This window comes from Pseudoalteromonas sp. T1lg22, from assembly GCF_002964645.1.
Taxonomy (GTDB): Bacteria; Pseudomonadota; Gammaproteobacteria; order Enterobacterales; family Alteromonadaceae; genus Pseudoalteromonas.
The window spans coordinates 1-18759 of the sequence record NZ_PQBY01000016.1 but is presented as its reverse complement, the minus strand read 5'-3'; the positions used below and the strand labels follow the sequence as shown (position 1 = coordinate 18759).

Here is an 18759-nt window from a genome sequence, read left to right as displayed (position 1 = left end):
GCCCCTTAGTGATTGTGTGGATCAAAGCCAGATTTGGCCTGCTCTGAGGCAATAAAAAAGGCGCCTTCAATGGCAATGCGCTGACCGGGCTGTAAACCATGCACGACTTGCATTGAGTCTAGCTGCTGACCAAGTTGCACTTCTTGCGCTAAAAACTCGCCTTGGTCTTGTTCAACAAACACTTGCCAGTCGCCATCGGGGCTGCGCATAAGGGCACTTTGTGGCACCGCCATTAATTGAGCGGTTGTTTTGCTGTGAAAATACACATTAACGAACATGCCTGCGTGCAAAGTGTCACTGCTGTTATTAACACTTAAACGAATAATTTGCGTGCGCGTTTGTGGGTCAATGGTGTGCGCTTCTTGAATAACTTTTGCAGGGTAGGTGCTGTCGTTAAACACAATGCTTGCAGGTGTATTAACCGTAATGTGTGTGCGATTGGGGGGCACTTTTGCCTCAACCCACAGTGCTTTTTCATCTGCAATGGTCATTATTTTTTCGCCAGCGGCCACGCGTTGGCCTTGGGTAAATTCATCGCTGATAACCATGCCCGAAATGTGAGCAACGAGAGAGTATTCACCAAATGACGTGATGCTATCTTGGCTAATGGCATCAATGGCTTTTGGAGTTAAACCAAGGGCAATCAGCTTACCAAACGCTGCTTTATACACAGACTGGGCTTCGAGTAACTCGCTGTCACTTAAGCTGAGTTGGTCGAGCTTTTTAACGCGTTGCCACTGCGTAGAGGCCACTAAGTAATCACTTTGTGCTTGTGCCATCGACTCGCTAAATAAGGTGACTAATGTTTGCCCTTTTTCTACGTGTTCTCCTAGCATGGCATGGCGAGACACCACCACCGAATCGGTGCGTGGCGACACAATGTAGCTAGTGTAGCCATTGGCTTTAATTTCGCCCGGTGCGTAGTAGGCGTTGTCTAAAAATTGCGGGGTAATGGCAGCTACTTTGATGTTAGCTAACGCTATGCTTTGCTCGGTTAAATGAATTGCTTGGCTGTGTTCGTCTTCATCGCCGTGCTCATCATTTGATTCATTGTGCTCATCTTCTTGAGCGTGTTCATCGTGCTTTTGTGTGTGCACATGCTCGGTGTTGGTGGCGTACACGTTTGTGCTTAATAAGGCACTACTTAACGCCATTGCACAGGCTATTGTGAGTGCAAAAAAAGAAGTGGGTTGCACGAGGGCTTTGCGTGATGCACGCTCACGACTCATCTCTTTTTGAGATAATAAAATTTCGCTCATAACATTCTCTATTCGTTTAAAAATTAAAAATGAACGCGCACGTTGCGATTTAATTCAACGGCACGAAAAAAGTAAATAATTAAACGATAGGAGGGCGGAAATTTGGCTCAATAAAACTGCGCTTGGCAAGTTTGGGGGTCGCAGGAAGCGTATGTGCTCCGTAGGGGGGCAATACCGACAAGTGTGCTGCCATAAACCAATTTACATGGCTGCCAGAGCAATGACCGCAGTGATGACAGTCTGAAATGTCGTGGGTGCTTTGTGTGTCGGTGTTAATGTTTAACGCATCATTGGTATGGGAATGCGATGCTTGTAAGTGTGTGCTGTCAATTTGGTGAGGCGGCGTGCTGGTGGCATTAGCAAACGCTGACTGCGTAGCAATCAGTAACATTAATGCAATGCAAAGTAGCCGAGAAATACTCACCGAATCTCCTTAATCAAGCATGTGCTTGGTTATGGTGTTTCACTTAAATTAATTAACAGGGCAGATTATTACGCGTTCCCTATTGATTTACAAGTCTGTATTACCTAATTTAGGTGAATAAAGTACCTGATTTTATTGGAATGTTATAATGCCACATAACCATAATCATTCGCACGATATTGCTTCTGAACGCATTGGTTGGGCCTTCTTTTTAAACCTGACATTTACCATTATTGAGTTTATAGGTGGCTGGCTTACCAACAGTACCGCCATTATGGCCGATGCCGTGCATGATTTAGGGGATAGCCTGGCCATCGGCAGTGCCTGGGTGTTGAATAAACTCAGTAATAAGCATGCCAATGCCCGCTTTACCTATGGCTACCGGCGTTTAAGTCTGCTTGGGGCGTTATTGAATTCTGTGGTACTTGTGGTTGGCTCGACCTGGGTCTTGGTGTTGTCGGTGCCGCGGCTTTTTGACCCGGTTATGCCCATGACCGAAGGCATGCTATTGCTTGCGGTGCTCGGCATAGCTGTTAATGGTTACGCGGCGCTCAAACTGAGTAAGGGCAAATCCCTAAATGAGAAAGTGCTGAACTGGCATCTGCTGGAAGATGTGCTTGGTTGGGTGGCCGTGTTGCTGGTGGCCATAGTACTGATGTTTGTGGACTGGCCGATACTCGACCCTATCTTGTCCATACTCTTTACCCTTTTTATTCTTGTTAATGTGGTGCGTAACTTGCGTCAAACCTTGAGGTTATTTTTGCAGGGAACGCCGGATCAGCAAACTCAACGCCAGTTGGCGGCGCTCTTAGTGGAGCCGCAAGAGATCAGCACAGCTCATCATGTGCATTATTGGTCTTTGGATGGTGAGCACCATGTGCTGACCGCCCATTTATGTTTGCGTGAGCACCTTGATGCTGCCGAGGTGATGGATTTAAAGCAGCGCTTAGCGCAGCTGCTTGGTGACTTCGAGCTGGCTCATACCACCTTGGAATTTGAATATCCCGAGGAGCAATGTCGGGATCATAAAGGCGAATAAGAACCCTGAGCTCTTATTCGCTGGAGATGGCTTTTTCGCTGCGCAAACTGGCGAGCAGAATATAAATAGCGCTAAAGGCCAAAGTGATAAACAAATAGGTAAATAGGCCGTGTTGGTGGGCCATAAAGGGCTCGGCGAATAAGGGCCCAAGCACAGAGCCGACAGAGTAGCTCAGCAGCATAACCTGGGCGGCGCTTATCATATAGCGTTCTTCCAGTTGCTGACAGCCCAAGTCGATAGCTATGGGGTACAGGGCAAAGGTGGCCGCACCCAGTAATAAAACCGCTAGCGCCAGCACCTTTAAACTATCTGAGGTGAGAGACAGGGCCAGCGCCAGCACTCCAAGCAGGGTAAATGCCACCATTAACATGCTTCGAGTCATGTACTTATTAAACTGGGTGATCAGCGGTTGTACCGCCATACCACCTAAGATCACCAACGCCATCAGGCTTCCTATATCTTGCTCGGTGATGCCACGTGCCGCCAAGGCCAAAGGCATAAGGCCATAGATGGCACTTAGAGCCAAACCTGAGATCAGGCAGCCAAACAGGGCGCTGTGATTGAGTTTTAATATCTGTTTTAGCTCCAGGCGGGCGCTGTGATGATGGTTTGGTGCGTGATTAGGCAACAAGACCATAACCAAAAATGCAGCCACCATCACCAGGGTAATGCTGATAAAAGGCGCTAATCCCGAGGTGCCGAATAGGTTTATTCCCAACTGACCAAAAGCCGTGCCGCCATACAAGGCCACCATATACAGGCTAAGACGTTTAGCCCTGGTACTTGGCTCGCCGGCCATTAACCAGGATTCCACCACCACAAAAATTCCTGCCACGGCAAAGCCGGCCAACAGCCTCAGCGCAAGCCAAAACCAGGCCTGAGGATAAAGGGGCAGGGCGACTGCGGTCAGAGTGAAAAGGGCCAGACAAATCAGGTAAGTAGGGCGAAATCCCAGACGTTTAAGCACCGGCTCTATGCCCAAAGTGCCCGCCAGAAGACCAATATAAAAACTACTGGCAAGCCAGCTTGCCAAGGCATCATCGAACGCAAATTGCGCCAATGAAAGAGGCAATAAACTCATTAAATAACCGGCGGCGATAGCGTATAAAGTCAGTGCCAAAATCGGCGCAAAGATACGAGGAGTGCCAGCTTGAGATTCGAGATGCACGGTACGGGAGTCCTAAAAGTAATGATATGTGGTCGATTAAGCGACCGGCGACTATGCGCAAGCTGTCCACAAATGTAAAACAAGCATTTTTGTCCGTGTCGATAATGAAAATTGATGCTGCAGTGGCCCAGTGAATTGGCACAGGGGATTGGGGATTATAAATAGAAAAATGGCCCAGTTAAGGGCCATTGCTTAGGAGTCACAACACAGAGATTAATATTTGTCGTCTAGGTGTTCACAGCGACCAAACTCGGCACCGCCTTTCACCGCTTCTATAACTTGTTTCGGGAAGCTTAGTTCTTGGTTTACGCCATCTTGGCAAACAAAGGCTTTGTTGGCGTCAATCTCAATGGTTATTGGCGTAGAAGCTCCAACCAGACCGGCCATCATTTCTGAGCCATTGGCGCTGACACCAAAGATACCGTTGGTCATCAGGTTCTTAGCTTCAATCACACCTTGCTTAGCGAAGAACTCTTCACCCGTCATCCAGCCAATACCTTCTAGGTAGATGGTTGAACCTGCTGGCATACCACCGATTAGGGTACGGCCTGTGATAAGTGATAAATCGTCGTTTGCGTCCATCACCATCATCAGAGGCAGGCCTGAATTTGCGGCAATGTCTTCATGGGTTAGGTTGAATGGCGCTGCACACATGTTCATACCGAAGTTAACAAAAGGTACATCGTCACACCAACGCAGGCCACCTAGTTCGGTAATTTCGTCGGTACCGGCATGCCATACTTTCACACCCTGACCGAAGGCTCTGCGACCAAAGCCACGTTGTGAACCAAAGGCGATGCGCTCACCATCTTGAGAAATAACCGAGGCATTGAGGGCGCCAAAGTCTTTAAACAAATCGCGTAATTTGCCATCGACCCAAGCCAATTGTGAGTTGTTGTTGTTACCCGAACCGGTAATGGTTTTACCATTGCCAGACACTCTGTCGGCGCGAACCCAGGCTTCTGTGCGCTCACCGTTGATCAGTACCTCATAACTATTGCCCCATCTGCTAGGGATAAACTCTAAGCCATCGGTCAACAGGGTCGCTTTACCCGTTTTGGTATCCCAAATGGTTGGCACGCCGTAAGACTGAGAAGCCGCGCCTGGGGCACACTCATTGCCGCCGGCATTCGGTTTACGGGAGTTGCCCACTACAATGTGACCTGTGTCATCCATGTCCCAAATAGCATGAGAACTTACGCTTGTTTGGCCGCCTAACGCACAGGTGTTGTTGCTCGGATCTTCTAATGCGGTTAACTGATTCGAGCGCAGGTCCCAAATCGCACCTTGAGCGATGCCATTGCCATCCATATCGGCCAGCACCGCGGCTTTTGTTGCCGTTTTGTTCATTGCCGCATTGGTTGCTTTCAATGGGGCAAAGCCTTCCGGGGTGACCACAGTCTCAAAAGAGTTTTGCACGCTGTCATAGATAAAAGGAATACCCGTTAGGGTCGTGCCCAGTGCTCTTTTACCATTCTTCGAATGATCAACGACAAACGCTGAAATAAGCGGCGTGTATTGAATCCCGCTGTGATAACCATTGAAGTACATTTCCACTTCTTTGGTTTCACCGCCAGACACAATGATTTCAGTCATATCACAGGCCTGATCTAGCGCTGGAGACGTACCTTCATTCTCATTCCAGTATTCATTCTCTGAGATGATACTCGTTGGTGTGGTTGGGTAGCCACCGGCAAGAATAGGATCCATATACAGAGCATAACGACCGCCCGGGGTTAGACCACTAATGGTGAATGAACCGTCTGGACCAACTAGGCCTTGGGTCATGTTACCACTTTGCTGGGTGATCACGTCGTAAAGCGGGTTATCCAGGTTACGCGCAACCATGTTCATACCCGAGTATTCAACACCGTCTTTGGTGTATAACTTACCCTTAATGGTGCCGTATTTAGATTTATAATCCGCCGTTGGGTAGAGGTCGGAAATATTGACGATATCATCACGCACATTGACCGTGCCTTGCTCTAGGCCTTCGACTCCACGCACGTTAATGAAGGGGTACATGGTTTCGATGCTATCGGTTGGTGCTTGACCACGGTTAGTGTAAGTCGTTGTACCTGCACAACCGGCAACACCATCATGGAGCGGGAACCAAGGTTTAGCTACGTAAGTAAAATGGCCGTTTGCTTGAGAGTGTGACATGTTCATGGCATGACCAAACTCATGGGTGAATACCCCTTGTACCATCTTGCCTTCAGTGTCATTGATATCGATGTACCAGCCATTCATCAGTGCCGTCGCTTCGAGGATCTCACCGGTTTCTTCGTTGGCGATTTCAGGAAAGGCGATACCCAATACCTGGTCGCGAGGGATACCAAAGTAGTTCTCTAAAATGGCGCCATCGGTGTCATAGTTGACCCAAAAGCCGTAGCCATTTTCAGCGCTGTAGATCTGATCTACGTTGCTTGCATTTACATCGCTAATACCCGTTTGGCTCTCAATTGTTCCCGCTATGGCCATTGACAAGGTTGAGGTTTCAACGTTGGACCATTGGGCGACCGCATCGGCGGTGACGGCATTGGCCTGGGCGATTGTGAGGAAAGTATAATCGCGGTCAAGCGGAACGTTTTTCTCCAGCACCGTACCATCGGGTAGGGTGATATCTACGTTGAAGGTGGAGCCCTTTTCAAGCACTGTAAAGCTTTCTACGTCGTTACCGTCTTTATCCTTGATAAGTTGACCGCCATCTGTCCACACCGGGATAGTGCCTTTAGAGGTATCCCACTTATAAGGCTGCATGGTTTTTTCATGTACATAAAGTGGGCCGCCTGCAATTGAACCCATCGAGATGGTAGCTAGGGCAATGCCTGCTGCAATTTTTGAGAATTTCATTACTGCTGTACTCCTGCAAGTCGACCAACTAGGCCCATAAAGGTATCTACATCTAGCGCCCCTGGGGTGGTAATAAGGTTGCGCTCTTCATCGGTAAATTTGGATGTGTCCATATCTTCAAATAGGCCGCTGTTAGCGAACTGATTAACGGCTTTGCCGTTAGTAACCACAAACTTACCTTGAGCCATGCCCGCGGTGGTTTGGAAGCCGGTGATAGAGGCAGGTTTGTACATAAAGGCAATGACGGTTTCGCCTTCATGCCATTTTGCAAAGCCCTCAGGAGTCACACCCAGGTACACCTTGCCATTGCCCAAAGAGCGCGGCTTGATCAGACCGAATTGGCGGAAGGTGTAGGTTGAGTCGTCTTGCAACTTACCCTTGGCGTCACTGTTTACCGCAATGGTGACTTCGGTGTAGGGGCGCTTATTATCAAAGCCATCGGTTACTTTAATAACCTCGCCAGCGATGATGTTTTGCGAAGCCACGGTGAGCTCTTGCAAGTTTTGCTTTTTAAGCTTCATTGCATTAGCTGACGTAGCAAGTGACAAACCTGCAGCGACAGTCAATGCGATCGAAGCCTTTTTAAGTAATGATTTTGTTTTCATTGGACACTCTCCATTGATGAATGTGTTGTAATCATCGAGCTGTTAATAACATGTTTCGGTGGTGAACATTTATTGAACATTGTGGGTAAGTATTCAACGCAATTTATGTACACTTTTGTACAAGTGTATTCGTTTTAACTGTCTCTGGCGTAATTCGGTTTTTTGTTTTAATTAATTTAAATATCAATTGGTTGAGTTTATTTTTTCCCTAGTTTCTAGGCCTGCCCATCACTGCACCTTCATCTTGCTTTTAGGTTTTTTAAGTTGATGATTTTATTGGTTTAATCTTGTGTTTTTAGTGGAATTCTTGGAAGGGAGGGTTTTAATAATCAATGGTTATGATTAAGTGGGTTTATATAATTATTTTTGTATTTTTATGCAGCCAATCAAGATAAAAAGTAGTTCTAAAAGCCTTGTATGGGATAGAAAAATGGCCCAGTTAAGGGCCATTACTTGGGTCACAACATAAAGATTAATAGGTGTCGTCTAGGTGCTCGCAGCGACCGAATTCAGCACCATTTTTTACTGCGGCCATAACCTGTTTAGGGAAGCTCAGCTCCTGGTTTACGCTGTCTTTACAGACGAATGCTTTGTTGGCATTGATCTCAATACTGATCGCTGCACCAGCTAAGTTAGCCATCATTTCTGAGCCATTCGCGCTCATAGCAAACCAGTTATCAGTTAACAGGTTTTTAGCTTCAACAACGCCTTGACGACCGAAGAACTCAGCAGCTGTCATCCAACCAAGACCGTCCATGTAAATTGCACTACCGCCATTGTAACGTGCAGTAATGAGTGACAAGTCTTCATTTGCATCAAGAGGGATCATGCTTGGTACACCGACAACAGACGATATGTATTCATGATCCAAGTTATACGGTGCTTCACAGTAGTTAACGAATCGCTGGATGTAAGGAATGTCATCACACCAACGCATGCTGCCTAGCGCCTCAAGCTCATCTGTTTGGGTATTCCAAACTTTGATTCCGTCATACTTGCGGTTGCGGCCTTCACCAACGAGAGTATTAAACGCAATTTTTTCACCATCTTGGCTAATTACGGCAATATCTCGGGCACCAAACTTACTATTGATGTCATGAAGTTCGTCATCAACCCAAGCCACTAAACCTTGGCTGTTGCCTGTACCAGTAATTACTTTACCATTACCAGAAACACGATCGGCACGCATCCATACTTCTCTGCGCTCACCATTTACGAGTACATCAATACGAGAGCCGTAAAGCGAAGGCACATACTCAAGACCTGCTAGTTCTGTTGCTTTGCCAGTCGTAGTGTCCCATACCGTTGGTACAGCATATGAGCGAGCCCCTTCACCTTGCGCACATTCTTGGCCACCAGATGTTGGTTTGCGGTAAGTACCGACAACAAGTTTACCTTCATCGTCTATATCCCAAATTGACTGAGAGCTCACACCTTGTTGGCTGCCCAGCGTACAGGTGTTATTTGAAGGGTCTTCCAGTTCCGCAAGCTTGTTAGAGCGAATATCCCAAACCGCACCTTGGCCAATGCCATCACCATCTAGGTCAGCAATAACAGCCGCTTTTGTAGCTGTTTTGTTCATTGCCGCGGTGGTTGAGCTAAGTAGTGCTGAACCATCCGGAGCGATCATTGTAGAAAAAGAGTTTTGCACGCTGTCGTACATGAAAGGCACGCCACCATACGTGGTGCCGAGCGCTTTTTTACCGTTTTTCGAATGCTCTGTGACAAATGCAGAAACTAATGGCGTGTATTGGATACCATTTTTGTAACCATTGAAATGCATTTCGATTTCTTTGGTTTCACCGCCGGCAACAACGATTTCAGTCATGTCACAGGCATTATCCATTGCCGGTGATGAACTCTCGTTGCTATTCCAGAATTCAGACTCAGAAATAAGCGCGGATGGGGTGGTTGGGTAACCCCCGGCTCGGATTGGCTCCATGTATAACGCATAACGACCACCGGGTGTTAAGCCATTGATGGTGAATGAGCCATCGGGACCGATACGACCCTGCGTCATATTACCCGTTTGTTGAGTGATCACGTCGTACATGGGGTTATCCAGGTTACGGGCGATCATGTTCATACCCGAATACTCAACCCCTTCTTTGGTAAACAATTTGCCTTTGATGGTGCCGTACTTGGTTTTGTAATCAGCGCTTGGGTAGAGGTCGGAAATATTCACGATATCATCACGTACATTGACAGTGCCTTGCTCCATGCCTTCTGTGCCGCGCACGTTGATAAAGGGGAACATGGTTTCGATGCCATCGGCCGGTGCCTGGCCTCGACCCGTGTATTGGTTAGTTGTGCTACAGCCGGGCACGCCGTCGTATTGAGGGCTCCAAGGGGAAGCTATATAGGTAAAATGGCCGTTTGCTTGTGAGTGAGACATGTTCATCGCGTGACCGAACTCATGGGTAAATACGCCCTGAACCATCTTGCCCTCGGTGTCCTTGATATCTATGTACCAACCATTCATAAGCGCCGTTGCCTCGGTGATTTCACCGGTTTCTTCATCGGCCCACTCAGGGAAGGCAATACCTAGTACCTGGTTACGAGGGATGCCAAAATACTCTTCCAGAATTGCGCCATCACTGTCGTAGTTAACCCAGAAGCCATAACCATTTTCCGCCCCATAGATTTGGTCTACATTAGATGCATTAACGTCACTGATGCCGGTTTGACTTTCAATGGTGCCAGCAACGGCCATGTCCAAGGTTGATGTGTCAACATTCGACCACTGGGCAACGGCATCGGCGGTTACGGCGTTAGCTTGAGCAATCGTCAGGAAGGTGTAATCGCGTTCTAGGGGGATGTTTTTAGGCAACACCTCACCATCGGGTAATGTGATATCAACGTTGAACTTAGTGCCTTTCTCTAAAATAGTGAAGGCTTGAACATCGTTACCATCTTTGTCTTTAATGAGTTGGCCACCGTCGGTCCATACAGGGATGGTTCCGTTTGCGGTATTCCACTTGTATGGCTGCATGGTTTTTTCGTGGATATAAAGAGGGCCGCCGGCGAATGCTCCTGCAGACAGTGTGGCTAAAGCGATGCCTGCTGCTAGTTTTGAAAATTTCATTACTGCTGTCCTCCCGCTAATTTACCGACCAAATTCATAAAGGCATCCACTTTCACAGCGCCAGGATTAGTGAGCATATTGCGCTCTTCATCAGAAAATTTTGATGTATCCATGTCGTCAAATAAGCCCGTGTTCGCAAATTGGTTTAGGACTTTGCCATCGCGCACAACAAACTTACCTTGTGCCATGCCGGCGGCCGTTTGGAAGCCGGTAATAGCGGCTGGTTTGTACATAAAGGCAATCACGTTTTCACCTTCGTTCCATTTGGCGAAACCGTCCGGTGTAACGCCTAAATACACCTTTCCGTTGCCCATTGAACGTGGCTTTAGCAAGCCAAACTGGCGAAAAGTGTAGGTTGAATCGTCTTTTAGTTTGCCTTTGGCATCACTGTTGACTGCAATGGTGACCTCGGTATAAGGGCGTTTGTTATCGAAGCCATCGGTGACCTTAATGACTTCGCCGGCGATGATGTTTTGTGAAGCGGAAGTGAGTTCTTCTAGATTTTGTTGCTTCAGCTTCATGGCATTGGCTGAGGTAGCCAGGGAAAACCCTGCAGCTACCGTTAGCGCAATTGAAGCCTTCTTGAGCATGGATTTGGCTCTCATTAGAAATTCTCCGTTGATGATTTTATTTTTATTTACTGACTATTAACACTCAGCTCTCTCTAAGGTTTTATAAATCGAATTGTTATTCAATTGATTATTTGTGCAATTTTGTATCAGAGGTTTTTTTAGAGTCTTCCTGATTAATGGTGATGTTGTTTTTATTTTTTATAAGTCGTTGATTTGAATGCTGTTGTTGTTTTGTTTTGTGCGTCAGAAGAGTTTTGTTTACTTTTTAAATTAGAGTTTTAATTCAAATTTCACGACATTGGAGCTGATTAAATTACCTGAATGCTTATTCATTTTTATGGGTTAGATATTCTTTAATCTTTGTTGTTTTTATTCTCATATTCTTTGTCGGTATAAATGTACCTAAAATGGCTTGTTGGGTTGCAATGTGAAGGGATTGTTTTTCGGGTGATAAATGAACTGTTGTTAATTTTTTGTTTTGGCTGGTGGGCCATGTAAACAACTAGATGTTTATCCGCATTTTTGGCCCGGACCGTAAATGCGGTTTGTGTTAATTGTCCTGTTGGGGATCCAGCAGACACAGAACACAGCGAGGGGGAATTACTTTTAGCGACTAGGATGCTATCTTGATTCGTTGGGTATCATTGAAAAACTTTGGCGGCTTCTGTTGTTGTTTGCATCTGTAAGCACAAACTCGCTGAACAAAAACTGGGACCCGGCAGAGCGAGTCCCAATTGAGATATCAGACTAACAAGAAAAGCACATTGTTAGATTCTGACAAGTTACTAAATCATTCCACAGCGTCCTATTTTAGCACCATTGGCGACCGCTTCTCTTAGTCCACCAGGGAACCCGGTTAATATCGAATCACCATTGTCACATACATAAACTTGGCTCAAATCCATATACCAAGACATCCCACCGGCAACACCCAGCATTTTGCTACCGTCACCACTTAGGGCAATCGGATTACTCATCGACAATTTACCGAGTTCCGCTGCACCTTGCTCACGCAAGAAGCGGCTTAGCTCAAGCCAGCCAATACCTTCCACCCACAGTGCGCCATAATAGCCAAAGCGGCTACCACCGGCTCGGCCAATTGCGACTTTGCCGTCATCGCTTAAATCGCTAACCGTCATAGGCACGGCACCGTAAGAGGCTGTGATCTCATCTGGTGATAGCTCTTTACACAGGTTCCAAGAGTAGAAGATGTATTGAATATCCTCACACCATGGCAGCGAGCCGATGTTGGTTACCGCATCTTCACTCAGTCCTTTACGTGAATCCCATAATTGAACACCGTAATTGCTGGTCAGCGCAACGCGGCTGCCGTCGAAGTTTGAGACCTTAGCTTGCTTTGCATTGAACGCGGTGGTGAGGTCGAGCATAGGACCGTCATCAACCCAGGCAACGGCCTGATTGTAATTCACCTGACCGAGTGCCACTTTACCGTTACCAGATAAGCCGTGAGCAAACGCGTACAAAGTTCGGTTCCAATTCACACCGCTGGTATCCAGTTCGCGGATACCGCCTTTTTCATCCCAGATAAAGGGTTTCATTTCGCCGGAGAAGTACTCTTGGCAGTTGCCATTGCCGTTTAAGTCTTGGTATGCCATACCGACAACAGTAGAACCTGAATCGTCCATGGCTGAACCAAGGGCGCTGATTTTTACCCCAGCGAAACTGGTAGAGACGTTACATTGGCTTTGTCCTAGATAGCCAACCGAACGCGCTTCATTACCAGACCAAACGGTGGGCTCCATAATGCCGTTGCCATCCTGATCGTGTTGCACCAAAACATGTTTACCGTTGCGGCTTAGGTATGATTCAGCACCCACATAGCGGCTGGGTAAAATTTCGAAACCGTTATTGGCATCCCACATCACCGCGCTGAGACCTGCTGTGCCAACTGCCTTACGGCCATTTTTCGACAAATCGCTAAAAGTCACTGAGGATAGGGGAGTTACCTGCACCCCTTTCATGTATCCATTGAAAGTGAAATCCGCTTCTTTGGTAACACCTGCTTCGGCGATAATAGCCGTTTGGTCGCAGACTTCATCGATCAGGGGATCACTACTTTCGTTTTCGTTCCAATATTCTGCCGTTGAAAGCAAAGGCTGAGGTGTTGTTGGGAAGCCACCGGCAACGATTGGCTCTACATACAACACGTATTGCTCACCCGGCGTCAGATTTCGAATCGTGTATCGCCCATCCGGACCGACTTTGCCCTGTGTGGCAGAGCCTGACATGTCTGACACCGCATCGAATAGCGGGTTGTTGACGTTGCGTGCAACCACATTGATCCCGCTGTACTCAGTTCTGCCATCTTTAAGGCGCAACACGCCGGTTATGGCTCCGCGGGAATTAGCGTAGTGAGCACTTGGGTACAGGTTTGATATCGCCGCAACATCATCGGGATGTTCGATGCTACTTTGATTTACAGCACCTGCCTTGTAGTGATCAATGTACGGGTACATGGTTTCGATCATCGCTGGATTACCGCCGGCGATAGGGTTCACACCACAGCCGGGTACACCTGGGTACAGCTTGTTTGCCGCTGAACTTAGATAGGCTAGTTGGCCATTTACCTGGGTGTGGGAAAGGTTGATAGCATGACCAAACTCATGCGTGAATACGCCCGCAATTTTGCTGCCATCGTCATTAGGAGCCACTGCCCAGCCATTCATTATTGCTGTCGCTTCGAGAATCTCACCGGTTTCTTCGTTGGCCCATTCAGGGAATGCCATACCTAAAACAGATTGTTTTGGTACCCCAAATACGTCTTCTACAACCGAGCCATCCGTGTCATAGATTACCCAAAAACCATAGCCATTTTCGGCGCCATAGACTTCATTTGCGTTTGCGGCAGTGATATCTGAGATCCCTGTTTTGCTCGCAATCGTACCTGCAACGGCCATTTCTAGCGTTGCCGTTTCGACATTTGACCACTGGGCAATGGCATGGGCTGTGATTTCGTTCGCTCGGTCAACCGTTAACAAGGTGTAGTCGCGATCGAGTACGGTGTTTTTAGGGATCACAGTGCCATCTGGCAGGGTGATGTTGAGGTTGTACTTGGTGCCCTTTTTTAGCACGGTAAACGACTCAACATCCTTACCGTCTTTATCTTGAACCAGCATACCGCCATCAGTCCAAACAGGGATAGCGCCTTTACTTGTATCCCACTTGTAGGGCTGCATGGTTTTATCGTGAATATAGAGTGGGCCAGCCGCCAAAGCACCAGCAGAAAGAGTAGCTAGTGCGATACCAGCAGCAAGTTTAGAGAATTTCATTGTTGTTGTACTCCCGCAAGTTTACCGACAAGGTTCATAAACACATCAATCTTCACTGCTTCTGGATTAGTAAGCATGTTGCGCTCTTCGTCAGAGAAGCTTGCAGTGTCCATGCCTTCAAACAGGCCTGAGTTAGCGAATTGGTTAATTACCTTACCATCGCGGACAACAAACTTACCTTGTGCCATGCCAGCAGTAGTTTGGAAACCGGTGATAGAGGCTGGCTTGTACATAAAGGCGATGACGTTTTCGCCCTCATTCCATTTAGCGAAGCCGTCAGGTGTGACACCCAAATAAACCTTACCATTGCCCATAGAACGCGGCTTCAGTAGGCCAAACTGACGGAAAGTGTAGGTTGATTCTTCTTTTAATTTGCCTTTTGCATCACTGCTGACGTTAATGGTGACTTCAGTGTAAGGATGCTTGTTATCAAAGCCATCGGTGACTTTAATTACTTCGCCGGCAATGATGTTTTGTGAAGCAGCAGTGAGTTCTAGTAAGTTTTGTTGCTTTAACTTCATGGCGTTGGCTGAAGTAGCAAGTGATAAACCTGCAGCAACCGTCAGCACAACCGAAGCCTTCCTAAGCATAGATGTAGCTTTCATTAGACCTTCTCCGTTGATGGTTTTTATTATTCACCGAGATTTTTATTATATTCACGGTGGCTTTTAGTTATTTAATAATCAGCGGATGTGGTCAATTTATTATATGTACCATTTTGTATTGAAAGTGTACTAAGTTGTTTTTGCGGATTTGAAATCGTGAAAATTTATAACTTAATGTATTGATGTTAGTTTTTATGGGTCGTTGAGTTTTTAATAGAGGTTTTTAAATGTTTTTATGATTACTTTTTTTTGTTTGTTTTTTTAATTTCTAACCCTCTTTTTCTTTAATATATGTTTCTTTTTTATGAATGAATAAGTGAAGGAAGTCGCTTGGGAAGACAGCTTGTTGCCAAGTCGTAAGGCATAAAAAAGCCCCGCATGATGCGAGGCCGGTTAAAACGTTTAATTTCGAGCGGAGGGCTTATTCAATATTCTGAATTTGCTCACGCATCTGCTCAATTAAGACCTTCAATTCAACGGCGGCATTGGTGACTTCGGTATTAATCGACTTTGAAGCCAGGGTATTGGCCTCACGGTTAAACTCTTGCATCATAAAGTCCAAGCGTCGGCCACAGGCACCGCCTTTTTTCAGGATCTTATGGGTTTCTTTTACATGCGATTTAAGGCGGTCGAGCTCTTCGGCGACATCTTGTTTTTGCGCCAGATAGATAAGTTCTTGCTCAAGACGACTTTCATCGATCTCGGCTTGCAGTTCTTCAAGCTTTTGCGATAGCTTTTCACGCTGCCATTTGATCACTTCCGGCATATGCGCTTCAACTATGGCAACTTGCTCAAGGATAGCGTCAAGGCGAGTGCTGATCATCTGCTCAAGGTTTTCGCCTTCGCTGCCACGGGCGGCTTTAAAGTCTTCAATGGCACCGTCTAAACCGGCAAGCAATTCGCTTTGCACCGTATCCATATCCATTTCTTCTGCTTCCATCACACCGGGCCAGCGCAGGATATCAACCGGGTTAATGTCGCCTTTACTTTGTGCCTGTACCCATTGGGCACTCTTTACCAGCTGTGAGGCCAGTGACTCGTTGATGTTGAGCTCACCCACATGGGCTGGGTTAGCGGCAAATTTTAGGAAAACTTCAACCTTACCCCTTTGTAGGTTCTTTCGCAGGCGTTCACGGATCACAGGCTCTAAACCACGAAATTGCTCAGGGGCGCGAATAAAAGTTTCCAAGTAACGTTGGTTTACGGAGCGAATTTCCCAAGTTCCGGTACCCCAGTCGCCTTTCACTTCTTGGCGAGCATACGCAGTCATGCTGTGGATCATGAATGATTTCCTAATTTTGAATAGCAGTATCGCTATGATTATACCTTAACAAAATGTGAGCTCTAGCAGAATTTTCCGGCAAAAATGGCCATTTTCATAAAAGTGCCGTGGCATAGCCGCGGGTGAACACATATAATGAACGAAATTTTTTATTGAAGGGGATAGTGAATGCGTCCTAGTGAAAGAACACCTAATCAAATTCGCCCAGTGACCTTTACTCGCCAATACACCATGCATGCCGAAGGTTCGGTATTGGTTGAGTTTGGTAATACCAAGGTTTTATGTACGGCGAGTGTTGAAGCGGGTGTGCCGCGCTTTATGAAGGGTCAGGGTAAAGGCTGGGTTACCGCAGAATACGGTATGTTGCCGCGTTCTACCCATACTCGTAATAACCGTGAAGCGGCGCGTGGTAAACAAGGTGGACGTACCATGGAAATTCAACGCCTGATCGCGCGTGCCTTACGTGCGGCGGTTGATTTAAAAGCCCTGGGTGAAAACACTATCACCATAGATTGCGATGTTATTCAAGCCGATGGCGGCACCCGTACCGCGTCAATCAGCGGTGCATGTGTTGCACTTGTCGATGCGCTTACCTATATGCGCAGCAAGGGCATGATCAATACCAATCCCCTTAAACACATGATCGCTGCTATTTCAGTGGGTATCTACAATGGTGAGCCGATCAGTGACTTGGAATATTTAGAAGATTCTGCGGCTGAAACCGATATGAACGTGATTTTGACCGAAACTGGTAAAATTATTGAAGTTCAGGGCACTGCCGAGGGCGAACCTTTCTCATTCGATGAGCTTGAGCAAATGCTAAGCCTGGCGAAGCATTCTATTCGTGAAATCATCGATATCCAAAAGCAAACCTTGGCCTAACCCTTAACAGCTTGACGAGTAGAGTAATGAAAGAATATCAAAAGCAGTTTATTGAATTCGCATTAGCCAAACAGGTACTTAAGTTTGGTGAGTTCACCTTGAAGTCTGGGCGCACGAGTCCTTACTTTTTCAACGCCGGCTTATTTAACACGGGTAAAGACCTGGCCAAACTGGGTCGTTTTTATGCTGCAGCGCTGGAAGATGCAGGCATAGAGTACGATCTATTATTCGGCCCGGCCTATAAAGGTATTCCAATTGCTACTACCACGGCGGTTGCTTTAGCGGATCACTACGATAAAGACGTACCTTATTGCTTTAACCGTAAAGAAAAGAAAGACCACGGTGAAGGCGGCAGTCTGGTAGGCTCAGAGCTTAAAGGTAAGGTCATGCTGGTGGACGATGTGATCACTGCTGGCACGGCGATTCGTGAGTCGATGGAAATCATTGCAGCCAACGGCGCGGATCTGTCAGGCGTTCTTATCGCCCTAGACCGTCAGGAAAAAGGCAAGGCTGAGTTATCGGCGATTCAAGAAGTAGAACGCGACTTTAATACGCAGGTTGTCTCTATTGTTAAGTTAGCCGACCTTATTACCTATCTGGAACAGCAAGGTGATATGGACGAGCACCTGCAAGCGGTCAAAGCGTACCGTGACCAGTACGGTGTTGCCTAATATAGAGTAAAGAGCCCCTTCATTGGGGCTTTTTTATGGTTAAAGGAATGAGTAGTCGATGCAAGTAAATTCCAATAAACCCAATGGCCAAGGTATAGGACGATTATTTAAAGCCTTACGTTGTACTTATCTCGGTTTAAGCGCGGCAATAAAAGAAGAAGCTGCTTTTCGTCAAGAGCTGGCCCTGGCACTGCTCTTGTTGCCCCTGTCTTTTATTATTGCAACCGACATGATGCATTGGCTGGCTTTAGTGGTTGTGCTGCTACTGGTTCTTATCGTCGAGTTGATCAATTCGGCGATTGAAGCGCTGACAGATAGAGTTTCTACCGATATGCACGTGCTATCCGGGCGTGCCAAGGATATGGGTTCTGCCGCAGTGACCTTATCTCTACTGATAGCCGCCTTGGTGTGGGGGCGTGAGTCTTTATCAATATATAGCGGGTGTTTCATAAGCACAGATACAATTAAAACAGCGAAAAAGGCCATTAAAAGGATATTTAATGGCCTTTTTTAATGCCTTTTGTGTGTAATTTGCGCAAACGATCCGTTTTTCGCAATTTTCTTTAAAAAAGGGCTTGCGTCAAAATCGAATCTCCCTATAATGCGACCCCACTGAGACGGCAGGCAGCAACGCATAGCGAGGCGCTAGCGGCTCAGGGAGTCAAGTAAAACTGAGTTTTGAGACTTTCCTTGAAAAAAGAAACTTTCTCAAAATTAAGTGTTGACAACAAATCAGGGTTGAGTAGAATGCACAGCCCTCGAGACGCGAAAGCAACTCGAAACCGGGTAACCGGACTGTTCTTTAAAAATATGAAGCAATCATCTGTGTGGGCACTCGTACAGGTTGAGTTCTAACAGCAGATTCTAGTTCGCTAGATGACGCAAACAAATTTAGAGTCTCAATTGAGCTGAGTGACCAACGGAATAAAGAAATTTATTCAGCACAGTCAATTCGATTCGAAAGAATCAAAATCAGAATTCAATGAGCGCCGTTCTTCACTCTTTATGGGTGGGAACAAAAAAA

13 protein-coding genes are annotated in these 18759 nt (G+C 46.7%); 4 read left to right on the top strand and 9 right to left on the bottom strand.

The window, feature by feature from the left end:
* Window positions 1–5 precede the first annotated feature (5 nt).
* Window positions 6–1259 (bottom strand): efflux RND transporter periplasmic adaptor subunit, encoded by a 1254-nt coding sequence (locus C2M24_RS09685; RefSeq protein WP_233999536.1) that lies wholly within the window; start codon window positions 1257–1259, stop codon window positions 6–8.
* A gap of 572 nt (window positions 1260–1831) precedes the next feature.
* Here C2M24_RS09685 and C2M24_RS09675 point away from each other — a divergent pair.
* Window positions 1832–2722 carry a cation diffusion facilitator family transporter gene (locus C2M24_RS09675; RefSeq protein ID WP_105214589.1) on the top strand — a complete coding sequence of 297 codons (891 nt, stop codon included), beginning with the start codon at window positions 1832–1834 and terminating at the stop codon, window positions 2720–2722.
* Between the two features lie 13 nt (window positions 2723–2735).
* Here the strand turns inward: C2M24_RS09675 and C2M24_RS09670 are convergent, their stop codons facing one another.
* The 8 genes from C2M24_RS09670 to C2M24_RS09635 all read right to left on the bottom strand — a co-directional run bounded on the left by C2M24_RS09670 (window position 2736) and on the right by C2M24_RS09635 (window position 16182).
* The gene (locus C2M24_RS09670) at window positions 2736–3890 is read right to left on the bottom strand and encodes an MFS transporter (RefSeq protein WP_233999535.1); all 1155 of its coding nucleotides are present in this window, start codon (window positions 3888–3890) and stop codon (window positions 2736–2738) included.
* 213 nt (window positions 3891–4103) lie between these two features.
* The gene (locus tag C2M24_RS09665; RefSeq protein WP_105214587.1) at window positions 4104–6743 is read right to left on the bottom strand and encodes a hypothetical protein; all 2640 of its coding nucleotides are present in this window, start codon (window positions 6741–6743) and stop codon (window positions 4104–4106) included.
* Window positions 6743–7348, bottom strand: a complete 606-nt coding sequence (locus C2M24_RS09660) for a hypothetical protein (RefSeq protein ID WP_105214585.1) — start codon at window positions 7346–7348, stop codon at window positions 6743–6745. The genes C2M24_RS09665 and C2M24_RS09660 overlap by 1 nt, the downstream gene beginning before the upstream one ends.
* Before the next feature lie 472 nt (window positions 7349–7820).
* Window positions 7821–10433, bottom strand: coding sequence for a hypothetical protein (locus C2M24_RS09655; protein WP_105214583.1), 2613 nt, complete (start codon window positions 10431–10433; stop codon window positions 7821–7823).
* Window positions 10433–11038 carry a hypothetical protein gene (locus C2M24_RS09650; protein ID WP_233999534.1) on the bottom strand — a complete coding sequence of 202 codons (606 nt, stop codon included), beginning with the start codon at window positions 11036–11038 and terminating at the stop codon, window positions 10433–10435. Before C2M24_RS09650 ends, C2M24_RS09655 begins: the two co-directional genes overlap by 1 nt.
* A 752-nt stretch (window positions 11039–11790) precedes the next feature.
* On the bottom strand, window positions 11791–14295 hold the full coding sequence (locus C2M24_RS09645) for a hypothetical protein (RefSeq protein WP_105214578.1): 2505 nt from the start codon (window positions 14293–14295) through the stop codon (window positions 11791–11793).
* Window positions 14292–14900: a hypothetical protein gene (locus C2M24_RS09640; protein WP_105214576.1), complete on the bottom strand. Its 609-nt coding sequence runs from the start codon at window positions 14898–14900 to the stop codon at window positions 14292–14294. Before C2M24_RS09640 ends, C2M24_RS09645 begins: the two co-directional genes overlap by 4 nt.
* A 421-nt stretch (window positions 14901–15321) precedes the next feature.
* A complete protein-coding gene (locus tag C2M24_RS09635) occupies window positions 15322–16182 on the bottom strand; it encodes a YicC/YloC family endoribonuclease (RefSeq protein ID WP_105214574.1) in 861 nt (286 codons plus the stop codon).
* Window positions 16183–16350: 168 nt separating this feature from the next.
* Between C2M24_RS09635 and rph the strand changes: the two genes are divergently transcribed.
* Genes rph through C2M24_RS09620 form a run of 3 tightly spaced genes read left to right on the top strand, consistent with a single transcriptional unit; the run spans window position 16351 to window position 18249 of the window.
* Window positions 16351–17064: a ribonuclease PH gene (gene rph / locus C2M24_RS09630; protein WP_105187768.1), complete on the top strand. Its 714-nt coding sequence runs from the start codon at window positions 16351–16353 to the stop codon at window positions 17062–17064.
* Between the two features lie 26 nt (window positions 17065–17090).
* Window positions 17091–17735 carry an orotate phosphoribosyltransferase gene (pyrE, locus tag C2M24_RS09625; RefSeq protein WP_105187767.1) on the top strand — a complete coding sequence of 215 codons (645 nt, stop codon included), beginning with the start codon at window positions 17091–17093 and terminating at the stop codon, window positions 17733–17735.
* 58 nt (window positions 17736–17793) lie between these two features.
* On the top strand, window positions 17794–18249 hold the full coding sequence (locus tag C2M24_RS09620; RefSeq protein ID WP_105214572.1) for a diacylglycerol kinase: 456 nt from the start codon (window positions 17794–17796) through the stop codon (window positions 18247–18249).
* The last annotated feature ends 510 nt before the right edge of the window (window positions 18250–18759 follow it).